The organism is Maribacter cobaltidurans (assembly GCF_002269385.1).
GTDB classification, from domain to species: domain Bacteria; phylum Bacteroidota; class Bacteroidia; order Flavobacteriales; family Flavobacteriaceae; genus Maribacter; species Maribacter cobaltidurans.
The window spans coordinates 2,917,880-2,944,475 of record NZ_CP022957.1 but is presented as its reverse complement, the minus strand read 5'-3'; the positions used below and the strand labels follow the sequence as shown (position 1 = coordinate 2,944,475).

The following is a 26,596-nucleotide window of genomic DNA, read 5'->3' as shown; positions in this document are numbered from 1 at the left end:
TTACTTTGTATTTAAAATAATCTTACATTAGGCCAACATGGTTACCGGATTTTCCACAAAATACCTTAGCGTCTGTAAAAACTGGGCTCCCACAGCACCATCAACTGTCCTATGATCGCATGCCAAAGTAAGTTTCATGGTGTTTCCAACCACTATTTCCCCATTCTTAACAACGGGTTTTTCCACTATGGCACCTACGGATAGGATAGCTGAATTAGGTTGGTTTATAATCGATGTAAATTCCTGTATACCGAACATACCTAAATTGGACACTGTAAAGGTGCTACCCTCCATTTCAGAAGGAGCAATCTTTTTATTTCTTGCCTTACCGGCCAATTCCTTAACAGCAGCTCCTATTTGTGTGAGACCAAGTAAATCCGCATGTTTTATAACAGGCACTACCAATCCTTCATCAACTGCCACTGCAACACCCATATGTATATGCTTGTATTGCTTTGTAGTATCTCCATTCCAAGTAGTATTTACCTGTGGATGTTTCCTTAAGGCCATGGCACATGCCTTTAACACCATATCATTGAAAGATACCTTGGTATCCGGCAAACTGTTAATTTGTGCCCTTGATGCTATGGCATTGTCCATATCCACTTCAATGGTCAAATAAAAGTGGGGAGCGGTAAATTTGGAATTGCCCAAAGCCTTGGCGATAGCCTTACGCATATTAGAATTCTTAGTTTCCTCAACACCTTCTTCTCCAGCAGGAATTGCCATGGACACCGCAGGTGAACTTGCGGGACTTTCAACTTTTGCTGAATCTGGAGCAGTTTTGGGAGCTTCAGACGGTTTAAAGTTTTCAATATCCTTCTTAATGATTCTTCCATTATCTCCGGAACCTGAAACCTTGGATAAGTCTATGCCCTTATCCTCTGCAATTTTTTTAGCCAAAGGCGATGCAAAAATCCGATTTCCATCTGATGTTACTGGAGTCGAAGCTTCGCTGGAGACCTCTTTTTTATCTGAAGTTTTAGATTTTTCTTCCTTCTTTTCTTCAGTCTTAGCGCTCTTCTTAGCCCCAGGTTTCGCATTGAGAACAGCATCCACATCGGTTCCTTCTGGTCCTATAACAGCAAGGACGGAGTCTACAGGTGCGGATTCCCCTTCTTGAATACCTATATGAAGTAATTTACCGGAATAGAAAGACTCGAATTCCATGGTCGCTTTGTCCGTTTCGATTTCAGCCAAAATATCTCCTTCCTCGACATCATCACCAACTTTTTTCAACCAACTGGCTACCGTACCTTCCTCCATAGTATCGCTAAGACGGGGCATCTTCACTATTTCAACCCCATCTGGAATATCTCCACTTGAGGCCTCTTCCGGCTCACCCTCTTCATCTTTGGAAGAGTCATCTGTCGTTTCCTCCGCTTTATCCGAAGTGGTTTCCTCCTTATTTTCTTTACCGCTATCACCTTTCAATAGTCCGGAAATATCCTCTCCTTCCTCCCCAATGATAGCCAATAAACTATCTACAGGAGCACCATCGCCCTCTTCAATACCTATATGAAGCAAGGTCCCTTCATGAAATGACTCAAACTCCATGGTTGCCTTATCCGTTTCAATCTCGGCCAATATATCCCCTTCTTCTACTTTGTCTCCTACCTTTTTCAACCACTTAGCCACGGTACCTTCTTCCATGGTATCGCTTAGTCGCGGCATATTAATTACTTCTGCCATTTAATTACAATTTATGTTGAACGAATGGAAAATCCTCTTGTTCGTATACCATATCGTACAATTGCTGTACTGGAGGGTAATCAGATTTTTCAGCAAATTCCTCACATTCCTTGACCAAATCCTTAACCCTTTTATCTATTTTCTTTATTTCCTCGTCAGTTGCGTACTTTTTCTCCTTTATTATATCCAAAACCTGAGTAATCGGATCTATCTTTTTGTACTCTTCAACTTCCTCCTTGGTTCTATAGTGTTGGGCATCTGACATGGAATGTCCTCTATATCTGTAGGTTTTCATCTCCAAGAAAGTAGGACCACCCCCAGAACGTGCTCTTTCTATGGCCTTGCTCATTTCTTGGGCCACAGTAACAGGATTCATTCCATCTACAGGTCCACAAGGCATTTCATATCCTAAACCTAACTTCCAGATATCTGTAGAAAACGAAGTTCTTGCTACGGAAGTTCCCATGGCATATCCGTTGTTTTCACAAACAAATACTACTGGCAATTGCCAAAGCATGGCCAAGTTAAAAGTTTCATGAAGAGATCCCTGTCTTACGGCTCCATCGCCCATATAACAAAGCGTAACAGCATCACTACCATGATATTTATCTCCAAAGGCCATTCCTGCCCCCAATGGAATCTGTCCTCCTACGATACCATGGCCTCCATGAAAACGATGTTCTTTGGAAAATATGTGCATGGACCCCCCCATACCTTTGGAGGTTCCTGTAACTTTACCATATAATTCTGCCATCACCTTTCTGGGGTCCACACCCATTCCTATGGGCTGAACATGATTTCTATAGGCAGTGATCATTCTGTCCTTGGTCAAATCCATTGCATGCAATGCACCAGCCAAAACAGCCTCTTGACCATTGTACAAATGAAGAAAACCTCTTACCTTTTGTTGGATATACACAGCAGCTAGCTTGTCCTCAAACTTGCGCCAAAACAGCATGTCCTCGTACCATTTCAAATAAGTTTCCTTGGTGATTTTTTCCATCGATTTTTAAAATTTAATACAAATTAAACGGAATCAAAAGCAATGTTCAAGAAGTACATCACAAGAGAACAAAAATACACATATAAATGAATGGATGAAAATAATAGAAACAAAAGCAAGAAGAAATTATACCCTTAACAAAAAATAGAAATCCAGTGTTTTTTTGGAGAAATGAATCGGCATCCTATTTTAAATAGGAATTATTGAAACCCAATGGTAAAATATCAGCGAGGGAGCTACATTCAATAATTTTCCCACTGGCTCCCATCATAAGTATCCTAATGGGTGATTTTTGTTTGTATTCATATTCAAAAATAGCCTGCCTGCAATTGCCACAAGGGGCCGCTGGCTCCAATACTTCATAATTTGAAGAATAAACAGATATAGCCAGGGTATTCATGGGTACATCCGGAAATTTTGCCCCTGCGTAAAAAACCGCCACTCTTTCTGCACAAAGTCCTGACGGGTAAGAGGCATTCTCCTGATTACTTCCCATAACAATCTCTCCATTCTCCAGTTTTAGAGCAGCGCCCACCTGAAAGTTAGAATAGGGAGCATAGGCATTTGCCCTAGCTTCTATAGATTTTTTCAATAAATTCCTATCCCTTTCTTGCAGTTCCTCAAGAGATTCATAAACAATGATATCAAAACTGATTTTCTTCCTATTAGCCATATGGTCATATTAAACCGTGAAGATACAAAACAAAAAAGCCCGCTAATTGCGGGCCCCTGTATATTTGAACAGTTTCTTAATCGTTATAATATTCTTCTCCCAAACTAAAAGTAAGTCCAAAACGCAATGTATTCTCCAGTGGATTTCTTACCTGGGATGTTGAGAACAAGTAGGACAGATCAATTTGTGCCGATTTGAACTTGAATCCAGCCCCAAGGGTAAAAAACTTTCTAGACCCTTTTAATTCGCTTTCATTAAAATATCCTGTCCTCACCATAAAGGCATCCTGATACACATATTCAGCTCCTAAGGCCCAGGTAAACTCCTTCAATTCCTCGCTAAAGCCATCAGGGGCATCTCCGAAAGAACCAAAGATACCGCTAAAGCCACTCTCATTCTGGTAAATATCATTATCCGCAGAATCAATTACCCCATCACCGTTTTGATCCTTGGGGGTAGGAACTAAAAGCTTATTGAATTCGGAAGTAATTCCAATAACGTTGTCCTGGTCTAAAATGAAATCAAAACCAACTCCAAACTTTAGGTTGCTAGGTAAAAAGTTTTCTTGCCCTCCTTCATCATATTGCATTTTCCCACCAATATTGGATATATTAAAGCCCGCCCTCCAGCGACCGTCGAAGCTATTATAGGCGATTTCCCTTGAACGGTAAAAACCGGCCACATCTACGGCAAAGGAACTTGCCGCTTGGGAATCAACGGATCCACTTTGCTGTGGAAGCCTTAAGTTTGAACGTATATATCTACCTGCAACTGCCATGGAAAAGGTTGGACTCAATTTTAAGGAGTAAGATCCGTCCAGAGCCAATTCATTAGGCTTTGCCAGTGTACCGGGGTCATTGGCAAATTGACGCAATTCAATTTCACCTAAGGTAAAATATCGTAGACTTACGGCAAAAGCACTTTGTTCGTTTATTTTATTATAATAACTACCGTTAAGAAGGGAAATATCCGTTATGATACTTTCCAAATAGGGCGTATAGCTTAACCCTATTCCCATTTTTCGCTCCGCGAAGGCAAATTTTGCCGGGTTCCATTGCTGGGAAAAGGCATCCGTGGAGGTAGCTACCCCCATATCACCCATACCCGCTGAACGAGCGTCGGCAGCAATTGTTAAAAATGGAACCGCAGTGGTAATTACCCTTTGGTCTTCCTGTGCATTGGCTTTCACCAATAACATTAGCATTAAAATAAATGTGATTTTTTTCATTAATTCAATAGTTGACATAAAGTGGACCAAATTAATATTTCAAATTCTTATTTCCCTTATATTTTATATGTAAACGCTATTTTCAACGTTATCTTGCACTATCCTATTATATTTTTGCTTTTTTTTAAACGCATCCGAATAGGGGCTTTATAATTATCATTTTTAGTTGGGCCACGAATATACTATATCCACAATTGGTTCGTTATTCCTGTTAGAAAAGAATTTTATTGAAAATATTTTAGCACTGGAATGGCCAAAAATATTTTAATCCATAAAATATAATAATCAAATCATCGTTTTAACCAGCAAAAGCGATAAAACTTAATTAAAATCCAAATCAAATTAGACTAGCGAACTATTAGTTTAAACAGATTGAACTCAAGTCCTAATTATGAAAAAACAGTTTATTAAAGTTGTACTCTCATGCACCGTAATTGCGGGAGGTTTCACAGTTACCAGCTGTTCCAAATCAACATCCTCCAAAAATGTATCAAGAGCTACAGGTTGGAAGATAAATGAAAAGGAAGGTGGTTTTCAATATAACACCGATTTCAAGGAACAAGAAACGGCTCCCGGACTGGTATTTGTTGAAGGTGGAACTTTTACCAAAGGAAAGGTGCAGGATGACGTAATGCATGATTGGAACAACACCCCAACTTCACAGCATGTTCAATCCTTTTATATGGATGAGACCGAGGTAACCAACCTAATGTATTTGGAATATTTGGATTATCTTAAAAGCGTTTACCCGCCAGAGAATCCTAAATATGCTAACATTTATAAAGGTGCCTTACCGGATACCTTGGTTTGGAGAAATAGATTAGGATTTAATGAAACAATGACAAATAACTACTTAAGACATCCTGCTTACGCAGAGTATCCTGTAGTTGGCGTCAATTGGATTCAAGCAACCCAATTCGCGGAGTGGCGGACAGACCGTGTAAACGAAGCTATGCTGGAAAGAGAAGGTTATCTGGCCAAAGATGCTAAGTACCAAGCGCTTAACGGTGAAGTTGCAGGAACTTTTAGTACCGAAGCATATTTAAATAGGCCTGAGTCCGTTTACAATGGTCAAATTGATTCCCTACAGGGTAAAATGAAAAAGGATAGTGTTTCTACTTTTGCCAAAAGAAGCAGCGGCATAATCATGCCCGAATATAGGCTCCCTACCGAAACCGAATGGGAATATGCAGCACAAGCCCAAGTTGGACAAAGAGAATACAACAACTATAGAGGTCGAAAAAAATATCCTTGGGAAGGTGATTATACCAGAAACGGACAAAGAGTCGGCCGTGGTGACCAATTGGCGAACTTTAAGCAAGGTAAAGGTGATTACGGCGGAATTGCCGGATGGTCCGATGATGGTGCCGATATTACTGCCGAAGTTATGTCATACAAGCCAAACGATTTAGGGCTTTATGATATGGCCGGAAACGTTGCAGAATGGGTAGCTGATGTATACAGACCAATAGTAGACGATGAAATAAGCGATTTTAACTACTATAGAGGTAATATTTACATGAAAACGGCTATTGGAGAAGATGGAAAAGTAAATATCTTAAGGGATTCCATAGTTTATGACACTTTACCAAATGGAAAAGTAGTTGCCGTCAACCTGCCTGGTGAAATAAAAATGGTACCAGTTGATGAGGAAGAGACTTATTTAAGAACCAATTTCTCGTCTAGCGACAACAGAGGCTATAGGGATGGTGACCCAGGTTCATCCAGGTTCTTTGATAGATTTAGTGATGAGGAAGAGACCGAAAAACAAACCATGTACAATTCTCCGAAGCACAAGGTTGAGAGAGACTCTAGCGGAAACGTAATTAGACAGTATGATCAGTCCAATAACAGAACCTCTTTAATCAATGACGAGGTAAGGGTATACAAAGGTGGTTCATGGAGAGATAGGGCCTACTGGTTAGACCCGGCCCAAAGAAGGTATTTGCCCCAATACATGGCAACGGATTATATTGGTTTTAGATGTGCCATGTCCAGAGTAGGATCTAAATCCAAAACTAAAAACAAAACAGTGAGAGGCAAAAAAGCCAAATAAAAGTTTTGATTTCCTTACGAATATGAAAGCCCTTTTTTAAAGGGCTTTTTTTTATCTTCGATTTCATGAAAATAAATGAACTTCACCAAGTCTTTCTGAAATGTTCCGGCGTCTGCACCGATACCAGAAAAATCAAGTCCGGAGACCTATTCTTTGCATTGAAGGGCGATAATTTCAATGGAAATGAGTATGCTGAAGAAGCTTTGGCAAAAGGAGCTGCCTACGCCGTAATTGATGAGGAAAAATATTCAGGAAATCAAAAAATATTAGTCGAAGATGTATTAAAAACACTTCAGGAACTTGCGAATTACCACCGAAGAAATAGCTCGGCCAAAATTATCGGATTGACAGGAAGTAATGGAAAAACCACTACTAAGGAATTGATTAATTCCGTGCTCTCCCAAAAATATAGGACGGTAGCCACTTCTGGCAACCTCAACAATCATATTGGAGTGCCACTAACATTACTTTCCATTGAAGAGAATACGGAAATTGCCATCGTGGAGATGGGGGCCAATCATCAAAAGGAAATCGCATTTCTTTGTTCCATAGCAGAACCGGATTTTGGATACATAACCAATTTTGGAAAGGCACACTTGGAAGGTTTTGGGGGCGTAGAAGGCGTTATTAAGGGGAAAAGCGAACTATATGATTTCTTAATGGTCCATGATAAAGTAATCTTTATGAATGCAGATGACCCTATACAGAAAGAAAAACTAGGGGACTATATCAAAAAATATGGTTTCAGCACCATGGATCAAAGATTCTATCCAATTCATTTAATCTCGGCAAATCCCTTTGTGAGCATAAAAGCAGAGGGTATCACTATACTATCAAACCTTATAGGCGAATATAATTTCACCAACTGTTGTGCTGCAATCATCATGGGAAAATATTTTAATGTTGAATTGAAAAATATAAAAGCAGGCATTGAAGGCTATGTACCCGCCAACAACAGATCTCAAATTATTGACCGGAACGAACATATGATAATACTTGATGCTTATAACGCAAACCCCACAAGTATGTCGGCCGCTCTTCAAAATTTTGCAAAGATGTCCGGACGTAACAAAATTCTTTTTTTAGGTGATATGTTCGAGCTTGGGGAAAGCGCTCACGAAGAACATCAGAAAATAGCAGATCTGATAAAACAATTAGGTTTCGATAATGTATTTCTTGTCGGAAAAAATTTCTTTAAGGTCAAAAGTGAATTTCCAAAACTGGGGACATTTGACCAATTGAAACAAAACCTTGAATCATTGGAACTCCCAAAATCAACAATACTAATAAAGGGTTCTAGAGGAATGGCTCTGGAAAGAATATTGGAACTAATATAAAATCCAAGTTTTGCCGCATTTGTGAATTAAAGTGGGATATACTGGATTCGAACCAGTGACCTCTGCCCTGTCAAGGCAGCGCTCTAAACCAACTGAGCTAATATCCCTTAAACTAGACTAAGATAGAATATTAATTTGCCATTATAAAAATAAAAAGGCTTTCAAAAAGAAAGCCTTTTTTATATCTGTGGGCCCTACTGGATTCGAACCAGTGACCCCCTGCTTGTAAGTGCGAGTATTTGTCTTCTCATTTACTTTCATTTTTTTTCAATCTTCGGAAACCTTTGTTTTTATTGGACTTTTGCTTTTACTTGTTTTCATGCGCTTTCAAAAAAGGTGGGATTTGTTTCACCTATGTTTCACCCCTTAAGAAAAAAGCATGGTAAGTATTAAATTAAAATTGAAGAACAAATCAAATGCCGCGGGCGAACATTCTATTGTTTTGCAAATACTGAAAGATAGACAAAAAAAGTTATCGCTACCGGACTTTTGGTGAAAAAAATATTATGGGATGAGAAAGAACATTGTTTCAAAGCCAGACATCCGAACTCGATGCAGAACAATCGTTTGCTTGACACCATTAAAATCAAAGCGAGGAATATCATTTCTGAATTTGAAATAGAGGATATTGATTTTACCCTTAATGACTTTGAAAACCGTTTTCGATTTGGTTCAAAAAGAAATAAAATCGATCTGTTCGAATTTTGGAATTCGGTTGTTAGGGACTTAGAATTATCTGGAAGAATTGGTTATGCCCGTACAAATAGAGATACTATAAACTCTTTAAGAATCTTTCACAAAAGACCAGTCTTAAATATGCGCGAAATCAATGTTACTTTCTTGGATAAGTATGAAGTCTTTCTCAGGAGCAGAGGTGGTTCAAATGGAGGTATCTCTGTACGCATGAGAAGTATTCGTACCATTTTCAATTTGGCGATTCGTAGAGATTTGGTTAAACAAAACCTATATCCTTTCCATAAATACAAAATATCCAAACTTAAAGGTAAACGAATAAAGCACGCTCTCAACATATCGGAAATTGAATTTTTCAAAAATGTGGATTGTGAAGAGAATATTCAACTTATTAACGCAAAGAACTATTTCTTATTTAGCTTTTATAACAGAGGCATGAACTTTGCCGATATGATGCTTCTAAAATGGTCTGATATTACCAAAAAAAGAATCACATACGCAAGGGCTAAAACTCAAGGTAATTTTTCCATAAAGATTGTACCCCCTGTCAAGGAAATCTTGGATTATTACAATCAGAACAGGACGGATACTAACTACGTCTTCCCAATTTTGTTATATGATCGTATGACAGCCATTCAAATCGAGAATCGAAAACACAAAACCCTTGGGCAATATAATAAAAGCTTGAAAATACTGGCAGAAAAAGCAGGTATAACAAAAAATGTCACTAGTTATGTTGCACGACATAGTTTTGCCATGTGCCTACGTGAAAAAGGGGTTGGAATTGATATAATCGGAGAGACGCTTGGTCACCAAAGTGTATTAACTACTAAGGCGTATGTCCGAGAGTTTGGTGCAGAGATTTTGGATGAGGCTGTGGAGGTCTTGCTACGGTAATGGATATATGGAAATTATATTTCACTTTTCTATGCGATAGAAGGTTGTTTATATTGGGATTAAGCATGTGATGACTGGTTACGAGAAATCAAATACATAAAAAACCAAAAAAATTTGAACCTTTTGATAAAATTAAAGACTTCGTAAAGGGGAATTCGATTTTTTAGATTTTATGAGAATTCAAAAGGCAAAGAATATTTCACAAATTTTTAAATTTCCAAAAAAATAAAAGTAAAAATGATTCCAAATCTCTAAACTATCATAGTTTTAATTCTTTCTCTCACAGGTTTAGCCTTTCCCTTCAGTAGCCTCCCCTAAAATTAGAACAGTTAAAAATTTGAATTTATTAATTTTAAAATTTCACTTAAAGTCAAGAGTATTATTATGGAAATCAATACTATGATTTTCTTTAAGGTCTTTACCTATCTTGAAAAATAAAATCTAGTCTATTTGATTAGAACAACAATAAGATCCATTACGTTGGTCTGGGTAGGTCCAATCTTAATTTGGCCTCCTACCTGCTTAAAAAAGTGGTAAGAATTATATTCCCCAATATATTCTTCTTCACTAAGTCCAAGCATTAAAGCCTGCTTAATGGTAAAAGAGTCAACTATTGCTCCTGCCGCATCCGTAGGCCCATCACTGCCGTCAGTACCCCCTACCAGAATAGTGCATCTATCCAGTAATCTTAATGAACTTGCAATAATTAATGCCAGATGTTGATTCCTTCCTCCTAGACCCTTTCCCTTCACACTAACTGTAGGCTCACCTCCAAATAGCAAACATGTTTTTCCATGATCATTTATCTTTCGAACCTTTTTTACTTTTTCAAGAATGTAATTAGACACATCTACTACATCCCCATTAATTCTATCCGTTACGACCAAAGATTTATAACCGAATGATTCAGCCTTCTTTTTTGCAGCTTGTAGGGCAATTTGGTTCGTTCCTATAATAAAATTACTAGTAAGAGTTAAAATTCCATCGTATTCCTTAACCGTCTCTTGTCTATGACCATCTACACCTTCTTCAAGTAACTTAAAAAGTTGCTTAGGCATTTTATTTTTTATCTTATACTTGTTAATAATTGAGATTGCATCGGAAAATGTAGTTGGGTCACAGGCGGTTGGTCCAGAAGCTATCGATTCAAGAGGATCTCCAATTACGTCTGATAAGATTAAACTAACAACTCTGGAAGGAAAAGCCTTTTTGGATAATTGCCCACCTTTTAGTTGTGATATATGCTTGCGAATACAATTGATTTCTGATATATCAGCACCTATTTTCAGCAACAAAATATTTAGTGATTTCAAATCATCCAATAAACATCTATCAGGAACATCCGCCAGGAGGGCGGAACCACCCCCGGAAATCAAACAAATTACTAAATCGTCCTTTGTTGTTTTGTTCAATATTGAAAGAATTTTTTTAGTACCCTGAACTCCATTCTCATCGGGAATGGGATGCGCAGCTTCTGTAACTTCAATAACTTCAAGTGGCAAGGAATGACCATATTTCGTAACAATATGCCCCTGGGTTATTCTATTTTCTAATATATCTTCTAGTGCTTGTGCCATAGATGCACTAGCTTTTCCGGCACCCACAACGTAAATATTTTTTATATTCTTAAGTTCAAAAATATTATTTCCAATTTTCAATTCTTTATTTTCAATCAAAACATTGTGTATGATTAATTCTTTCGGTCTGACACTTTCAACACCACTTAAAAAAATTTCCAGGGCTATTTTTCTACTATTCATTACTTAATGTTTCTATTAGACAAATTCCTAATAAAATAGGAACAGAGAAAATCTCTGTCCCTATTCTCAAAAAAACTAACTCAACAAACTCAAAAAAACTAACTCAAATTTTACAACTTGAAAATACCTTGTCATAAGGGGGCGGTCTTCTCAATAGTTGCTTCTGCATATTTTAAATTAATGTCCTACCACCACATTGGTGATTTTTTCGTAATATTTCACTAAACTGCAATGATCTTCATTAGCTAGTCCATCAGCATTGATGGCCTGCATCATTTCCATTACTGAAGCCGAAAGGGGAAGAGGAATTCCTAAAGTATGCGAAGTTTCAAGAACATTCTTCAGGTCTTTGATATGAAGGCTAATGCGAAAACCAGGGGAGAATTTTCTATCCATTATCAAAGGTGCTTTCGCATCTAAGACGGTGCTCCCTGCCAATCCACCACGTATTGCATTGTAAACCAATTCAGGACTAACTCCGGCCTTTTGGGCCAATATTAACGCCTCGGAGACTGCAGATATATTCAAGGCTACGATTATTTGATTACACAATTTTGCAATATTACCGGCACCTGTTTCGCCAACACGCACAACAGACCCTGCCATTGCCTTGATTAAATCATAATATTTCTTGTATACTTCTTCCTTTCCACCCACCATAACAGATAAGGTCCCGTCAATGGCTTTAGGTTCGCCCCCACTGACTGGTGCATCTAAAATGTCCATTCCAACTTTTTCCAGTTCACCAAATATCTCGCGACTAATTATTGGGGAAATAGAGCTCATATCAATAACTGAAAGCCCAGATTTGCCACTTTTTATTATCCCTTTGACTCCTAATACGACGTCTTTCACTTCAGGAGAATCTGGGAGCATGGTAATTACAACATCAGCAATCTCTGCAACAGCTTTGGGTGATTCAGCGACCACAGCACCCAGTTTTTCAAGAGCACTGGTAGCTTCGTTATCTCTTTTTAGCACAACCAATTCATATCCTGAATTTATGAGATTTATACTCATTGGTTTCCCCATTATACCCAGTCCAATAAATCCTACTTTCATAATTCTTATGTTTTTATTTTATTTTTTATTTATCTAGTGACTACCATTTTTATTGATTCATTTTCTCTGTTTTTTAAAATAAACTTCCCTTAAGAATTAAAATAGCAATCAGACCAGTTACACCTGCAATGATTGAGGCGAAAAACATTGGAATCAAATTTCTTTTTATCAACAGCCCTTCCACTCCAATCAACCCTACGGTTGCGCATGCCGCAATGACATTATGAACACAAATCATATTACCTAGGGCACCACCAATATTTTGAAGGCTTACCACTATAATATGGGATACCCCTAATTTGTCGGCTATTGAATATTGGAATAGGGAAAAAAGCATGTTAGAAACTGTATTAGATCCAGCCATGAATGAACCAAGGGCACCTACAAAGGGATCTATTAAGGGCCATGCTCCTTGAAAAACGTTAGCCATTGATTCAGCCATAGCAATGGGCATACTGAGATAATCATTCGGATTAGTGCCAGATTGCATCATCAAACGAACTAGTGGTACAGCAAAAATTAAGGCAACAAATGGTCCCTTTATTCTCTTCAATGCCTCCGACCAAGCAATTTTAACTTGTTTATTTTCCATTTTAAATAGTGGGATACAAAGCAGGGCTATGAGCATAAAAGGCATAATTCCAGGGATATTCAAAGGGTCAAGATCAAAGGAAATGGAGGTCCCAAACAATTCCGGGGAGACATACTTTACAGACTTTATCCAATCATTAAAGGGTAGAAACCGTACTCTGGTAATAACCAACAAAAAGCCTATAAGTATATATGGAATCCACGCCTTGAACAGACTTAAATCAGTCTTTTCCATATTTTCTTTGACTAAAATAGATCCATTCCAGTTTTTTTCCCATTTTTCCTTGTTCGGAAATTCCCAAATTTTTTTTGGCACCAAAAATCCTGCTCTGGTTGACGGTATTAGAATAATTAGTCCCAATAGTCCACCTAAAATGCTCGGAAACTCCGGACCCAAAAAGATGGCAACAAGGACATATGGTACAACAAAACATAACCCTGAAAAGATTGCATAGGGCCATATATCAAGACCATCTTTGAAACTTCTCTTCTCTCCAAAAAATCGAGTCATCATCATAACCATCATAAGCGGCATAAGAATTCCTGGTATAGCATGCAGAATAGCCGACCATGAACCAATCTGATGAATGAATGTATTATAATCAAGTCCATTCTCCGAAAGCGAAGCTAAAACTTCAGGAGTCTTTAACGTACTTCCGATTCCCATAACTGTTGGAGTTCCCACTGCCCCAAACGAAACGGCGGTGCTATTCGCAATCAAGGTAATCATCACTGCTGCAAGTGCGGGAAATCCCAACGATAGTAATAAAGGTGCAGCCAAAGCGGCCGGGGTTCCAAATCCTGCTGACGCTTCAATAAACGAGCCAAAAAGCCATGAGATGATTATTGCTTGTATTCTGCGGTCGGGAGATATTGCGCTAAAACCCCTTTTTATTGCGGCTAATGCACCGCATTCTCTGAGAGTAAATAACAAAGTAAGAGCTCCGAAGACAATAAATATTATCTTTAAAGCAATTACTGCTCCGTTAAGACTGGATGCAAAAATCCAATTTAATGGTGTTTCCCAAATAAAAACCACCATTACAAGGGCTAAAAAAAAAGATAGTGGCATTGCCCTGGTCGCTGGCCAACGAAACCCAACCATTAGTATAAAAATAATGGCAATAGGGGTTATAGCAAATAATGCAAGTATACCTGTAGACATAGTAATGTTTTTGTTTTTTAAATATTGTCTTTTCTATACCCAATTATAACTTTTCATTCCAAGAAATCGGATTTTCTCCCATTTCCAGAATTATAGTTCCACCATTCATAAGATCATCATGAGAGAACCATGGTGTGTCCAAAGTTTTGCCATTGAGAGATGCAGACTGAATATATTTGTTTGTTCGAGAACTATTTTTAGCGATAAGGCTAAACTTATTCCCGTTAGGTAAGTCAATCGTTATTTTACTGAAAACAGGACTAGTGATTGTGTACATTGGCAGACCTGGTTTAACAGGATAAAAGCCCATTGAAGAAAAAACTACGAATGCAGACATAGAACCCCCATCTTCATCCCCAGGGACACCAAAAATGTTATCCTTGAACCAAGTATCCAATAACAGGCGGGTCATTTTTTGAGTCTTCCAGGTATCACTTGTATAATTATATAAATAGGGAATAAAGAAAGAAACCTGATTACCCATCCCATGATTACCAATTAGTCCTGTTTGATCCTGAAATACGGAAAAAAATTGAACTTTACTTCGATCTAACCTTTCTGTAAACAACCTATCCAGTTTGTTTGCAAAATGCTTTTCACCCCCCATTAAATTAATTAGTCCTTCAATATCCTGCTGAACGTTCCATAGATATATCCAGCCATTGTTTTCATTATAATAATCAAGTCCGGCACGACCCCCATCAATTTTCTGGTCAATCTCTATCCAATTACCTTGTGCATCTTTGGGAACAAAGAATTGGGATTTTTCATGCCAAAGGTTTTTATAGTTCTCGGCTTTGGGTTTAAATTTTGCGGCCACTTTAGAATTTCCTAGTTCTTCAGCTAGTTCACTCAAGGCCCATGCATCATAGCTATGTCCTAGGGTTAATGCAACAGCAGAGCGTTTTTGGCCCTTTTTACCCAAAACGGTTGGGTCAGTCTCAACTTCTCCGGGATGAAGAGCAGGATAATATCCTTGATCATTATAGAAATCCTCCAAAGCCCCTTTTGGTCCATTTCGTGAAGGGAGCATAGTTGCCTGTTCTGCACTTTTAACTAAACCTTCCAGTGCTTTCGTGGAATCAAAATTTCGAATTCCTTTTCGATAGGCATCTAAGAACATAATTGTGGTATGAAAACCAAACATTCCCTCTCTGTCGCCGAAATGCTTCGGATAATCTGGCATCCAACCACTTTGGTCATACATTCTAACATAAGATTGTAGCATTTCACCTTCCTTCTTGGGATTAATTATCGTATATAGTGGATGTAGTGCGAGATAATTACCCCAGGAATAATCGTCAACGTAAAATGGTATACTGTCAGAATGAACCTGTTTATCATAACCACTGAAATATTGTCCGTTTTCGGTTATATTGGACATTCTTGCATAGCACCTATATAATGCCGTATAGAATGTTCTTCTTTGGGACTTAGTGCCGCCTTCGACATTTATTTGACCCATGACCTTTTCCCATTCAGTTTTACCCTTTTCCTCTAACGCTTCAAACGTTACATTTTCTAGTTCTTTAAAATTTTTCTTCGCCTGTTCACGGCTAATAAATGAAATGGCATATCTAAATTCGACAATCGATGGATCTTCCTTAGAATATGTTACCCAGGCCTTCTCTCCATCCATTTCAATTGGTTCTACCCCTCCCCAAGTGCCAATTGAATACTTTCCCCAATCTATTTCACCTTTGCTTTTTCCTTTTTGAGGACTTCCTGAAAAAGTTCCATACATGTAGGCCTTTCCCTTTTGATTGTGATTGGAATCAACAACAAGTTCAGTTCCATATATTTCATTTTTACCGGAAAACTCATAAAGTCCAGATTCATAATTATGTGATAATAAAATATTCTTCGTTACACCTTTTGGAAAAGTAAACCTATAAATGCCAGTTTTGTTACCAGCTGTGAATTCTACATTGGTATTATCTCCTGTAATTTTATTGGAATAATACCAAGGTTTTGTTGTTTCAAAGTCCTGGTCATAGTCCATTCTACTTTTCCAAATTGTATCCGTGATTTTACCTAAGGATGGCTTGATTGAAAAAACAACCTGAGGTGTTATAATATTTAAAGCTAATAAAGGAAAACTAGTAATCTGAAGATCAAGATGGTCATAACGTTTTGGGAACACCCTTATCATTTGGTTCGGAAGATGAACTACGGGCCGATTTGAGTTAAGTAAAGGTGCCACATTTCCTATGGTCGGATCTATATAACTTGCATTAGTGTCTTGGTTCAGTTGCGATTGACAAGAAGTAGTGGAAACTACAAATAAAAGCAACCCAGTATAAGTAATGATGTTTTTTAATTTGCACATAACTTTTTATTAAATATTAATTGGATAGTGTTCAAGAAATTAAAACCTGTTTGTATTTCGTTTTATGGCATAGCCAGAAGCATATTTTGCTTATGAAATATTTTCTGAGGTCTTATTAAAATTATTGGCTATAATTCCACTGCCTATAGGAATGTAGAATTAAAAATGAAGTTATCTTTAATCATAGCCAGGGTTTTGCGGGAATACGGACGGATCATTCATAACTTGAACCTCTCTTAAAGGGATAGGAAAAACTGTATTATAGGCTTTCATTCCTGTAGAGGATAACACTTCCAAAGCTCTACCTGTTCTTACCAAATCAAACCACCTATGACCTTCCATTCCCAATTCAAATCTCCGTTCATCATAAATTTTATTACGAGTTTCATCCTGTGTCAAACCAGAATAACCTGCTAATTCAACCCTTGTCCTAACCTGATTTAAATACTCCAATGCTTGGTCAGTTTTGCCATTCTCATTTAAAGCTTCGGCGTACATCAATAACACATCTGCATATCGTAGTACCTTCCAATTAGCTGGGCTATCATTTAAACTGGCAACTGGTGTAATGTATTTTTGAGTGAAAGTAGCAATCTGAATGAACTTATGAGGAATACCATCGTTATCATAGTACACTGAATCTACAGTAATCGTTCTCCTCGGATCTATTTCTTCAAAAGCGTAAAATAAATCAAAGGTAGGCGTGTTAAATTCACCTACCCCCCCTTTAATTCCGAAAAAGTTATCTGCATGATTTTGTGGGGATTTCGGTACAAATGAATTGGTAAACCTGCTCCCAAGCCCCTGTCCACCATTAAGGTATTCAATATCGAATATATACTCACTGTGATGCTCATCTTTAGTATAGTCAAATAAGTCGTTGTAGTTGGGCAAGAGAGCATACCCTAAGGTAGTGACTTCCTGCAGTTTAACTTCAGCTTTTGGAAAATCCTTGCGAGTTAAATATACCTTTCCCAAAAGAGCTTTAGCTGCCCCTCGTGTTGCTCTCCCTATGTCGGAACCGGTATAGGTGACAGGCAATCCAATTTCCGCATCTAACAAGTCCGGGATTATTATTTCCTCATAAATTCTATCAAATGATATTCGACCTTTGCTATATGATTCCTCTATCGAAATAGCAGATGTTATCATTGGAACGTCCCCATAAATCCTAACCAAGTCGAAATATGCCAGTGCTCGCAAAAATTTTGCTTCCGAAATATATTGATCTTTGTTTTCAACCGGTTCTGAATCTGCCTCTTCTATTTTTTGCAATAGTACATTAGCCCTAAAAACAACAGAGAAATAATCCCTCCATGTACTTTCAAATAAAGGCTCGCTACTTCTCTCTGAAAAATTATTTATAGCGTTCATTTGAGCATTGTTTCCTAGGGCGTGCCAAGCATCATCGCTACGAATGTCACCATAGACAAACATATTATCATATGAGCTTCGTAAAGCGGCATAGCACCCTGTTACGGCATCTTGGTAGTCTTTATCCGTTGCATACAAGTTATCAACTGTTACTGATGATATTGGGGGTATCTCAAGAAAATCCTTACTGCAGGATAGCACTACAAAAAATCCCAATACTATTATAATTCTAAGCTTTTTCATGTTTAATATTTATAGTGATACGTTTAGTCCTAAAACAAGTCCTTTACCCAAGGGATATTCGTTAGCTTCATTCCCTGGTCTGAGTGGATCGCCCCTAAAACTTACATCTGGATTAAATGAGACATAATTGGTAAAAAGAAATGGATTGGTCGCTGTAAGATATAATCTTAAGGAATTTAACATAAGTTTCTTGGAAGCCTCCTCAGGAACTTGATAACTTAAAGTTATATTTGTTATTCGTAAAAATGACCCATCGTCAACCCATCTCTGGCTAGGTCTCCTTGCCCCTCCCGTTGGAGAGTCGTTTGGTCTAGGGGTAAATCCATCTCCAGGATCTTGTTCCGATTTCCAGTAATTATTACTATAGGCGTATCCCCTTACACGGCCTCTACCACTGTTTCCTGCGTCTCTGGTAACACTTAAAACATCATTTCCTTGCGATCCTTGGAGGTTGACGGTTAAATTTATGTTCTTATATGAAAAACTATTAGACATTCCATAGTAAAAATCCGGATATGGACTCCCCATTATAGTATTATCGGAATTATCTATTATTCCATCTGGTACTCCATCTGGACCACTCACATCCTTAAACCTTATGTCACCGACTCGAGAAGCATCCCTTGCTCCCGGATTGTAAATTGGTCCCATATCCAATTCGGCCTGATTTTTGAAAATACCGTCCGTCAAATATCCGTAGAACATCCCAAGAGGTTCTCCAATCTGAGTGACATTGTTCCCAGAGTAGATGGGATCTCCAGTCGGACCTAATTTTATGACCTCATTTTTATAGGATGATATATTAAAATTGGTATTCCATTCGAATTTTCCGGTGAAGTTTACCGTATTCAATGCCAATTCCCATCCTTTGTTTTCAACTTCACCTATATTTTGCAAAGCGTTTGTGAATCCAGTTGTGCTGGGAACGTTGACATTCAATAACAAATCCGTATTTGTTGAATGAAAGTAGTCCATTGTCAAATTAATCCGACCATTAAAAATTCCGGTATCCAACCCAACATTAATCTGCGATTGTTTTTCCCAAGTCAATAATGGATTTGCGATTTGTCCTGGACCATAACCACCTACTACAGATTCTCCGAAAGGATATTTATTGTAATTTATGGTCGCGAATTGCTGGTAATTACCAATATTATTATTTCCCGATTGCCCATAGCTCGCTCTTAATTTCAATAGGTTTGTAAAACTGGAGTTATTCAAGAAATTTTCTTGAGACATAACCCAGGCTAAAGCCACCGAAGGAAAGGTTGCATACTTATTATTCAATCCAAATCGTGACGACCCATCAGTACGGACTGAGCTTGTTAAAAAATACTTATTATCATAATTGTAATTAACCCTAGCCAAATAGGACAGTAATGACCACTCACTTACTTCTGATGACCCTGAAGTAATTCCGCTCGCAGCGTTTAAAGTCGGAACAAGATTGTTAGGATACAAATTGCTTTCAAGCGCATTGTACTCATCTTTTTGCTTTTGAGATGTGAAGCCCACTAAACCAGCTACATTATGCAATCCAAACGACTTATTATAATTAAGGGTATACTCCGTAAGCCAATTATAGCTCGCAATGGCTTCATCTCTGCCAGTTGCAGGTTCATTAAAAAAAACATCAAGGCTTGGTCTAAATCGCATTCCTTTTGTATTAATCAATCGTCCTCCCAGCATTACGTTCAATTTTAACTCATCCAATATCTTATACTCAAGATCTATGTTGCCCAAAAATTGGCTTCTATTTTCGAGAGCTTGTGTTTCCTTTGCAACAGCCAAAGGGTTATAAACACCTGCAAGAGTAGAAAGACCTTCAAAATTAAAGTAGGAACCATCTTCATTTTGTATAGGAAAAAAATTGTGTATTTGAAGACCGGCCGCTACAACTCCTGAACCCAAACAGCATCCTTCCCCTGTGACCGGAAGGGATTTTTGCTCTGTAAAAGATGGACTAAGATTAAGCTTGACTTTGATTCGGTCTGTTAACTGTGCATCCACATTACTCCGAAATGAATATCTCTTAAAATTGCTGTTTACGACTATCCCGTCCTGATCCATATACTCACCGCTAAAAGCATACTTTATATTTTCGCTTCCCCCTGAGGCGGTTAATTGATAATGCCGTTGTGGGGCAGTTCGAAATATTGAGTTCAAAGGTTCTTCATCATAAGAATTGGTGCCGTCGAGTACATCAATAATTCCTTGAGGAACTGGAAATCCCCATGAGGTCGGAGGTCCGGATATGTCATTTCCCGCATCCAAATTTTTGTTCTTTAAACCATCTAAAAACCAATTTGCTTGCTCAATGGAATTCTTCATTTCCGGTATTTTCTCTACCGTTTGGAATCCATAATAAGTATCAAATGTAATTACCGCTTTCCCGGCCTTTCCTCTTTTAGTTGTTATCAATACCACTCCATTAGATCCACGCGATCCGTAGATGGCTGTTGCAGAGGCATCTTTTAAGATATCCAGGCTTTCAATATCGTTCGGGTTTAGCATTTGTAGATTATCAATGGGGAAGCCATCAACAACGTATAGGGGGTCAACCCCAGCTGAAATACTGCCGACACCCCTAACCCTTATTTGAGGTGCGGCTCCTGGTTCTCCTGAGACCGATTTGACTTGGACACCCGCAACTTTTCCCACTAACGCTTGATCAATTCGGGTAATTGGTACATCCTTAATTTCATTGGCGGAAACAGAGGAAACAGATCCTGTCAAATCGCTCTTCTTTACCACACCGTATCCAATAACCACCACTTCATCTAGACCTGCGGTATCTTCCAACAAAGTGACTATAATAGTAGACTGTCCATTTACTTGGACTTCCGAAGTTTTAAATCCAATAAAAGACACTATCAATATGGCATCACTGTTTGAGATATCAATGGAAAAATTACCATCGAAATCCGCGGTAACACCATTGGTTGTTCCCTTTTCTACGACATTTGCTCCAGGTAAAGGTTGGCCTTCTGCATCCGTCACAATTCCATTAACTTTTGATTGGGGTATTTCCATAACCGATTTGGATAGCAAATTGGTTTTCCTTTCCTCCACCTCTTCCTTTTTAAGTAGTATTTTACGACTATCTACTTCATAGGATATATTGACTTCTTTAAAGAGAAGATCCAAAACTGTTTGTATCGACGCATTTTTAATCTTTATGGACACTTTTCGGTCTAAATCCACCTCCTCGGAGTGGAAAAGGAACTTGAACTCGGTATTTTCTTCTATTTCATCAATCACCTCCTTGACAGTAGCCCCATCTCTTTCGATGGAAATTTTGGTTTTCTGTGAGTATGAGGAATTTGCCTGTATAACAAAACTTATAGTTATAAAAAATAGAAGGGAGAACCTCATTTTCAGGCGATAATTTAAACTCCATGGAAGTATTTCCTTGGACTTTGGTGGTTTTTTCATAATTTTGAATGTTTAATAGTGATTATTCGTTCTTGTTTGGTCACTTTACCAAATCGGGAAATGTTAGCGCATTTTCCGATTTTTTTAACTCACTTTCTGTTAGGGAGAAAATGATTTGAATCTCTTAAAGGGTAATATTCATAGGCCTCTCGTTTAATTTATTATAATTTTATTTTCTATTATTTTAAATTCTATCTGATATACTTTGTTGAAATAATTAAGGACCTGTTCAATGGTTTCATACTCCACTTCTATAGTAGCGTTGAACTTTTCGGTTGCCAACTTGGCATTATTATTTATTATAACAACATTGTAATGTCTTTCTAATTTTTGGGTAATCTTTTCAAAAGCAGCATTTCTAAATACCAAATTACCTTCCATCCATGAAGTATATAGGGCTGTATTGACTTTTGTATCAACTATTTTTTTGTTAGATTTATTAAAAGTTCCCTTATAACCCGGTATTAAAAAAAATTCCGATTGATTTATTTCAGCATTGCCTGATTGTCGTAGACTTACGGAGCCTTCAAGTAGTACGATTTCTGTATTTTCATCCTCGGGATAGTTGGTTATATTGAATTTAGTACCGTACACTTTAACATTTAGTTCTTCTGTTTTAACTATAAACTCATGTTTGTCATTGTGGGCAACTTCAAAATAGGCCTCTCCCTTTAGGAAAACGCGCCGAACACTATCACGTACAAATCTTTCAGGATATGTTATGGAGCTCCCTGAGTTCAAATACACCTTGGTGCCATCGGAAAGGACAACATTAAACCGTTTGCCGTTGGGAACGCTAAGCGTATTATAAATAAATTTTGTTTCGGTACCGTCATCCTTATATACCAACTGTTTTCCCTTTTGCGTACCTACCACCTTTCCATGGGCCTTGATAAGCTTTGACGTGCCATCTTCGGTAATAATTTCGATATCTCCATTTCCCAACTGAAGTGTGATGGTATCCTTTCGAGGTATAATTAGCTGATTGCCCTTGTTTTCGAAAACATACCGTTGTAGAAAAAGACTAATTCCTAAAAATGCAAGAGCAATGGCGGCATACTTAACAACAGAAATATATCTAAACCGGACAGCACCTCTTTTTTCCTTCCTAATTTCTTTTATTATTTTTTCTTTAATGATTTTTAAATCGGGGTCATTCATTGCCAAGTTTATTGCGAAATTTGTTTTAACGTAAGTTTTGAATATTATTTGGTTTTCTTCCAGCGAAATCCAATCATTTAGTAAATCCAAATCGGCAATATCGGCGGATTGGGTAAAGTACTTTACTATACTTTTTTCTATTTCCTTCGAAACCATTTTTACCTTTGCCTTTTAATGTATTACAAGGCAAATTCATAATACCCTAACTTTTTATTAATTTTTTTTTGGTTATCTTAATTTTTTCAATATTAATTTATAATATTAATTATACATGATGGATTTCACTGACAATAAAGTCTTGATAGAAAATCTTATTTTAGGGGAGGAAAAAGCCTACATTTTTCTATTAAACACATATCATAGACAACTCAATGCATATGCTCTGACTCTTGTTCATGATTCGGCCATGGCACAGGATATAGTCCAAAACGTCTTTTTGAAAACTTGGAAATCCAGAAAAAAATTGAACTCGCAATTCTCTATTCAAAGTTTTCTTTACAAATCCGTTTACAATGAATTTATAAATGCCTATCAAAAAAACAAGTCCATGATGCTCTTGCACCAAAAATACGTTGAATCGTCAATTGAAGTCGTTGAAAATGCGGATGCGAGTATGTTACAAAAGATGATTGGAATTGTAAATAGGGAAGTAGGAAAGCTTCCTCCGAAATGTCAAAAGATTTTCATTTTAAGCAAAAAAGAAGGTCTCACAAACCAAGAAATATCCAAATTCTTAAATATCTCCGTTAAAACCGTGGAAGCTCAAATTACGAAAGCCTTCAAAATTCTTAAAGAAAGGCTTGATGATAAATACGAGACCATTCTTATGCTTATTTTTGGAGCCTCACCTAAAAAATTAGCTTGAAAAACCATGGTAATTTCTGGCAAGTATTACCTCAATTAATTATGAGCTACTAAACAGTGTTCTTTAACATATCCTATCTGATTTAATTTCCGTGTCTTAGGTAAAGACCAAATAATTTTAAACAATTTGTACAAATCAACGACAAAGTAATCAGAAGTTATTCAGAACTTGATCAACTCAAAATTATAAACTAACTTGCCTTAATGTGAATATTTGTCTTCTCATTAACTTTCATTTTTTTCAATCTCTGGAAACCCTTTTTTATTGGACTTTTGCTTTTGCTTGTTTTCATGCGCTTTCAAAACGGGCGGGATTTGTTTCACCTATACTTCACCCCTTAAAAAAAAGCATGGTAAGTATTAAAATTGAAGAACAAATCAAATGCCGAGGTCGAACATTCTATTGTTTTACAAATACTGGCAGACAAAATAGGTATAACCAAAAATGTAACTAGCTATGTTGCAAGACATAGTTTTGCCATATGCCTGTGCGAGAAAGGGGTTGGAATTGATGTAATTGGAGATGCGCTTGGTAACCATAGTGTATTAACTATTAAGGCGTGTGCCCGAGAGTTTGGTGTACAGATTTTGGATGAGGTTGTGGAGATCTTGCTACGGTAATGGATATAGGAACATATTATTTCACTTTTCTATGCAATAGCAGGTTATTTAACCTGAGATTAAACATTGGCAACAAATACAGGTTGTAATTAATTATTTTTTGAAATTGTCTTAGGTACTAGCCATCACAACTTGTATTGTACGTAACCAGAAGCTTTTATTTTGGGGTGAATGTAGCTTGCTGAATAAAAAAAATAAATGCTGAAGGTGTTGTCTAAGCCAAACTAATGACTAAAAATATAATTATACCCCTCCTTTAAAAAATCAATTAATGAGACTACTAAAAGAGACCACTTTTGGCAGCCTCTGGGATAAAGAGAGATAAGTTTAATATGTCTTGAAAACGACACTTTCAATCCATGGGATTAATACGTTGTACAGCTTTACAAAAGTCATGTTCAGATCAAAAAGGACAAGGTTTCGTATTTGCAAAACTGTTGGACAAGAAATAATCCTTCACGGGCAACTGACTCTTTTATTTTCAAAATTAAGGCGGGCAAAAACCGAGTTTTGCACTCCAAGCGTCCCAAATTCTTACCCCAACTTTTGCGCATGGATCCTGTCGGGTTTTTGTAGTGTTCCGATAGATAAGCGTAAAGCAAAAACCCGATAGGGCGCAACCTACTTTTTGGATCTCAGTACCCCATCTCCTCCCCTGTGCCCCTTGCTTTATCAATACCCCTTCCAAGTGCCTTGATGATCTTGGCAGCCATCTGCACTTTATTGGTCGGTATACTGGGAGCCTTTACACCCATCGTTTTAAGTAGTTTAAAGGCCATGTCCTTTTCCTTGGTGGGCAGTCCCATCACCTTTGCAAAGAACTTTCCCGGTTCCTTGGCATGGGCCTTTCTCCCAACATAGGATTCCACATAGTTCCGTTTGAACCCAGTTGTCCTGTCAAAGGTCTTTTCGGCCGCTTGGTAAAAGCTGTCCCTATCAAAGCCTCTCTTGACCGTCTTTCCGTTCAGTTCTACTTCGGACGCCCTATGTTTGGCCATTGGGGAAAGCGTATAAGTGTTTGTTACGTCCCTTCTACTGACGATGATATGGATATGGGTCTGAGGCCCCTCTTTTTGCATCCCTGCGGCCACCAGTTGCCCGTTCTGTTTGTGCGGGGCCATTCTTTCTTGCTCTTTGATTCTTTTTTCGAGTTCTTTGACATTGCCGATGGACTCGCCCCGTTCCACTTTCCGTATCTCGTTCCTGAGCCTTGCTATCTCCCTACGATAGGATGCATTCTCCTGTACCTTTCTGTCAAGGCCCCGATAGGTGCGTTCATGTTCTATCCTGGCATAGTCCTCCATGAGCTTCGTTGTATATTCCCTAAGCAAGTTTTGGTCATTGCCTATGGCCTTCAGTTCCCTTTGGTTCGGGCTGACCACTATGGAGTAGAATTTCGGGTCCTTCTGTCTCAGTTTGGCCGTATTGGCATCTATTTCATCGATGACCGTTTGAGGGCTTACGCTGTCGTTGTCCCGGTCAAAGAATTTCTCCCTGAGTTCGGGCATCCTTTCTTGGTTCTCCTTTTCCAGATAGTCCACATAGTTCCCTACACTGGAGTTGTAGGTACTGCCCATTTTCTGTGCCGAGATGGTTAGGTACATAAGCGTTATCTTGATCGGTGTTTCAGGCTTTCAAAATCCCCCGATGCCCATATTGATCTTTAGATACGGCTTTCCCATCATAGGTTCCACCTTTTCCACCTTGTTGAGGATTTCATTGCAACGTTTTTTATATTCTTTGAATTCTTTCAGCATTCTTTCATGTTCCGTTTTCGGAACGGTGTTTCTTGGCTCCAAAAAATCCTTTCGCTCTTCCTGTATCTTGACGGGTTTAGGCTTGGGCTTCCTACCATCTTTTACATAGGCCTCATAAAAGATGAGCACCATTTCATAGGTGGGCCTGATACTGGTCTTTTCCATGTTCTTGATTATGGCGATGATCCTATCGAATTTCTTCATCATCTTTGTTTCCAGCTTTTTGATATTATCGACCACGATCTTTGTTCCTTCTCCAAAAGGGTCAAGGTCGTTCTCCTTGAAATAGCCCAAAATTCTGTCCAATACCTCGCTATGGCATTTGTTGAACTTTTTGGAATAGGTTCGAAAGCGTACGGCCGTTTCCTTCTTTACGGTGATGTTGGAATAACCACCGGTTCCCTTCTTTGTCCTGACATCTTTTGATTGCTTTTCCATAGGCCGAATTTTGTTTTTCCGTTAACTTGCGACAACTTTTTCGCTAAAAATTTCCAGTGTTTACAGGGCTTCCCAAAGGGTTTACTGTAGATTTCGGAAAAGTCTACTGTAGCCCCTGATTTTACACGGTTCTTCAAAACCAACACAACAAACTGGTTTTCAACGTGTTGAAGACCCGAAAACGACCGTGATGGCGCAATCTGCGCATCACCCTCTT

General features: G+C 38.1%; 18 protein-coding genes and 1 tRNA gene. 5 read left to right on the top strand and 14 right to left on the bottom strand.

The features are described from left to right. Positions 1-27 precede the first annotated feature (27 nt). The 4 genes from CJ263_RS12970 to porV all read right to left on the bottom strand — a co-directional run bounded on the left by CJ263_RS12970 (position 28) and on the right by porV (position 4,596). Entirely contained in the window at positions 28-1,692 is a 1,665-nt protein-coding gene (locus CJ263_RS12970; protein WP_094997660.1) for a pyruvate dehydrogenase complex dihydrolipoamide acetyltransferase, read from the bottom strand. Positions 1,693-1,696: 4 nt separating this feature from the next. After that, positions 1,697-2,695, bottom strand: coding sequence for a pyruvate dehydrogenase (acetyl-transferring) E1 component subunit alpha (pdhA, locus tag CJ263_RS12965; RefSeq protein WP_094997659.1), 999 nt, complete (start codon positions 2,693-2,695; stop codon positions 1,697-1,699). A 184-nt stretch (positions 2,696-2,879) separates the two neighbouring features. Further along, positions 2,880-3,368: a cytidine deaminase gene (cdd, locus tag CJ263_RS12960; protein WP_094997658.1), complete on the bottom strand. Its 489-nt coding sequence runs from the start codon at positions 3,366-3,368 to the stop codon at positions 2,880-2,882. Between the two features lie 76 nt (positions 3,369-3,444). After that, positions 3,445-4,596, bottom strand: a complete 1,152-nt coding sequence (gene porV / locus CJ263_RS12955) for a type IX secretion system outer membrane channel protein PorV (protein ID WP_094997657.1) — start codon at positions 4,594-4,596, stop codon at positions 3,445-3,447. A gap of 391 nt (positions 4,597-4,987) precedes the next feature. Here porV and gldJ point away from each other — a divergent pair, with 391 nt between their 5' ends. Together gldJ and CJ263_RS12945 are read left to right on the top strand one after the other, a co-directional pair. Then, positions 4,988-6,652, top strand: coding sequence for a gliding motility lipoprotein GldJ (gene gldJ, locus CJ263_RS12950; RefSeq protein WP_094997656.1), 1,665 nt, complete (start codon positions 4,988-4,990; stop codon positions 6,650-6,652). Between the two features lie 65 nt (positions 6,653-6,717). Then, on the top strand, positions 6,718-7,989 hold the full coding sequence (locus tag CJ263_RS12945) for a UDP-N-acetylmuramoyl-tripeptide--D-alanyl-D-alanine ligase (protein ID WP_094997655.1): 1,272 nt from the start codon (positions 6,718-6,720) through the stop codon (positions 7,987-7,989). Positions 7,990-8,021: 32 nt separating this feature from the next. Here the strand turns inward: CJ263_RS12945 and CJ263_RS12940 are convergent. Next, a tRNA-Val gene (locus CJ263_RS12940) sits at positions 8,022-8,096 on the bottom strand. 385 nt (positions 8,097-8,481) lie between these two features. Between CJ263_RS12940 and CJ263_RS12935 the strand changes: the two genes are divergently transcribed. After that, on the top strand, positions 8,482-9,579 hold the full coding sequence (locus CJ263_RS12935; protein WP_158657154.1) for a tyrosine-type recombinase/integrase: 1,098 nt from the start codon (positions 8,482-8,484) through the stop codon (positions 9,577-9,579). Between the two features lie 446 nt (positions 9,580-10,025). On the opposite strand, the gene CJ263_RS12930 is transcribed toward CJ263_RS12935, so the two are convergent. The 7 genes from CJ263_RS12930 to CJ263_RS12900 form a co-directional block, all read right to left on the bottom strand. Continuing rightward, on the bottom strand, positions 10,026-11,339 hold the full coding sequence (locus tag CJ263_RS12930; protein ID WP_094997653.1) for a glycerate kinase type-2 family protein: 1,314 nt from the start codon (positions 11,337-11,339) through the stop codon (positions 10,026-10,028). Between the two features lie 177 nt (positions 11,340-11,516). Next, complete coding sequence (gene garR / locus CJ263_RS12925) at positions 11,517-12,401, bottom strand: 2-hydroxy-3-oxopropionate reductase (RefSeq protein ID WP_094997652.1); 885 nt, start codon at positions 12,399-12,401, stop codon at positions 11,517-11,519. Between the two features lie 73 nt (positions 12,402-12,474). Next, the gene (locus tag CJ263_RS12920; RefSeq protein WP_094997651.1) at positions 12,475-14,157 is read right to left on the bottom strand and encodes an L-lactate permease; all 1,683 of its coding nucleotides are present in this window, start codon (positions 14,155-14,157) and stop codon (positions 12,475-12,477) included. Between the two features lie 43 nt (positions 14,158-14,200). Next, positions 14,201-16,486, bottom strand: a complete 2,286-nt coding sequence (locus CJ263_RS12915) for a GH92 family glycosyl hydrolase (RefSeq protein WP_094997650.1) — start codon at positions 16,484-16,486, stop codon at positions 14,201-14,203. A 177-nt stretch (positions 16,487-16,663) separates the two neighbouring features. Beyond that, positions 16,664-18,103 (bottom strand): RagB/SusD family nutrient uptake outer membrane protein, encoded by a 1,440-nt coding sequence (locus tag CJ263_RS12910; protein WP_094997649.1) that lies wholly within the window; start codon positions 18,101-18,103, stop codon positions 16,664-16,666. Positions 18,104-18,112: 9 nt separating this feature from the next. Then, entirely contained in the window at positions 18,113-21,538 is a 3,426-nt protein-coding gene (locus tag CJ263_RS12905; RefSeq protein ID WP_094997648.1) for a TonB-dependent receptor, read from the bottom strand. A gap of 153 nt (positions 21,539-21,691) precedes the next feature. Continuing rightward, entirely contained in the window at positions 21,692-22,855 is a 1,164-nt protein-coding gene (locus CJ263_RS12900) for a FecR family protein (RefSeq protein ID WP_094997647.1), read from the bottom strand. 115 nt (positions 22,856-22,970) lie between these two features. Here CJ263_RS12900 and CJ263_RS12895 point away from each other — a divergent pair, with 115 nt between their 5' ends. Together CJ263_RS12895 and CJ263_RS12890 are read left to right on the top strand one after the other, a co-directional pair. Then, the gene (locus CJ263_RS12895) at positions 22,971-23,564 is read left to right on the top strand and encodes an RNA polymerase sigma factor (protein WP_308423272.1); all 594 of its coding nucleotides are present in this window, start codon (positions 22,971-22,973) and stop codon (positions 23,562-23,564) included. 365 nt (positions 23,565-23,929) lie between these two features. Then, complete coding sequence (locus CJ263_RS12890) at positions 23,930-24,184, top strand: site-specific integrase (RefSeq protein ID WP_094997646.1); 255 nt, start codon at positions 23,930-23,932, stop codon at positions 24,182-24,184. A gap of 635 nt (positions 24,185-24,819) precedes the next feature. On the opposite strand, the gene CJ263_RS12885 is transcribed toward CJ263_RS12890, so the two are convergent. After that, a complete protein-coding gene (locus tag CJ263_RS12885; RefSeq protein WP_094997645.1) occupies positions 24,820-25,788 on the bottom strand; it encodes a DUF5712 family protein in 969 nt (322 codons plus the stop codon). A gap of 30 nt (positions 25,789-25,818) precedes the next feature. Then, entirely contained in the window at positions 25,819-26,379 is a 561-nt protein-coding gene (locus CJ263_RS12880) for a BfmA/BtgA family mobilization protein (protein WP_094997644.1), read from the bottom strand. Positions 26,380-26,596 lie beyond the last annotated feature (217 nt).

What these genes read in the sequence shown, in the direction of transcription:
- CJ263_RS12970 (WP_094997660.1), bottom strand. Translation starts at nt 1,692, where the DNA reads ATGGCAGAAGTAATTAATATGCCGCGACTAAGCGATACCATGGAAGAA.
- pdhA (WP_094997659.1), bottom strand. Translation starts at nt 2,695, where the DNA reads ATGGAAAAAATCACCAAGGAAACTTATTTGAAATGGTACGAGGACATG.
- cdd (WP_094997658.1), bottom strand. Translation starts at nt 3,368, where the DNA reads ATGGCTAATAGGAAGAAAATCAGTTTTGATATCATTGTTTATGAATCT.
- porV (WP_094997657.1), bottom strand. Translation starts at nt 4,596, where the DNA reads ATGAAAAAAATCACATTTATTTTAATGCTAATGTTATTGGTGAAAGCC.
- gldJ (WP_094997656.1), top strand. Translation starts at nt 4,988, where the DNA reads ATGAAAAAACAGTTTATTAAAGTTGTACTCTCATGCACCGTAATTGCG.
- CJ263_RS12945 (WP_094997655.1), top strand. Translation starts at nt 6,718, where the DNA reads ATGAAAATAAATGAACTTCACCAAGTCTTTCTGAAATGTTCCGGCGTC.
- CJ263_RS12930 (WP_094997653.1), bottom strand. Translation starts at nt 11,339, where the DNA reads ATGAATAGTAGAAAAATAGCCCTGGAAATTTTTTTAAGTGGTGTTGAA.
- garR (WP_094997652.1), bottom strand. Translation starts at nt 12,401, where the DNA reads ATGAAAGTAGGATTTATTGGACTGGGTATAATGGGGAAACCAATGAGT.
- CJ263_RS12920 (WP_094997651.1), bottom strand. Translation starts at nt 14,157, where the DNA reads ATGTCTACAGGTATACTTGCATTATTTGCTATAACCCCTATTGCCATT.
- CJ263_RS12915 (WP_094997650.1), bottom strand. Translation starts at nt 16,486, where the DNA reads ATGTGCAAATTAAAAAACATCATTACTTATACTGGGTTGCTTTTATTT.
- CJ263_RS12910 (WP_094997649.1), bottom strand. Translation starts at nt 18,103, where the DNA reads ATGAAAAAGCTTAGAATTATAATAGTATTGGGATTTTTTGTAGTGCTA.
- CJ263_RS12905 (WP_094997648.1), bottom strand. Translation starts at nt 21,538, where the DNA reads ATGAAAAAACCACCAAAGTCCAAGGAAATACTTCCATGGAGTTTAAAT.
- CJ263_RS12900 (WP_094997647.1), bottom strand. Translation starts at nt 22,855, where the DNA reads ATGGTTTCGAAGGAAATAGAAAAAAGTATAGTAAAGTACTTTACCCAA.
- CJ263_RS12895 (WP_308423272.1), top strand. Translation starts at nt 22,971, where the DNA reads ATGATGGATTTCACTGACAATAAAGTCTTGATAGAAAATCTTATTTTA.
- CJ263_RS12885 (WP_094997645.1), bottom strand. Translation starts at nt 25,788, where the DNA reads ATGTACCTAACCATCTCGGCACAGAAAATGGGCAGTACCTACAACTCC.
- CJ263_RS12880 (WP_094997644.1), bottom strand. Translation starts at nt 26,379, where the DNA reads ATGGAAAAGCAATCAAAAGATGTCAGGACAAAGAAGGGAACCGGTGGT.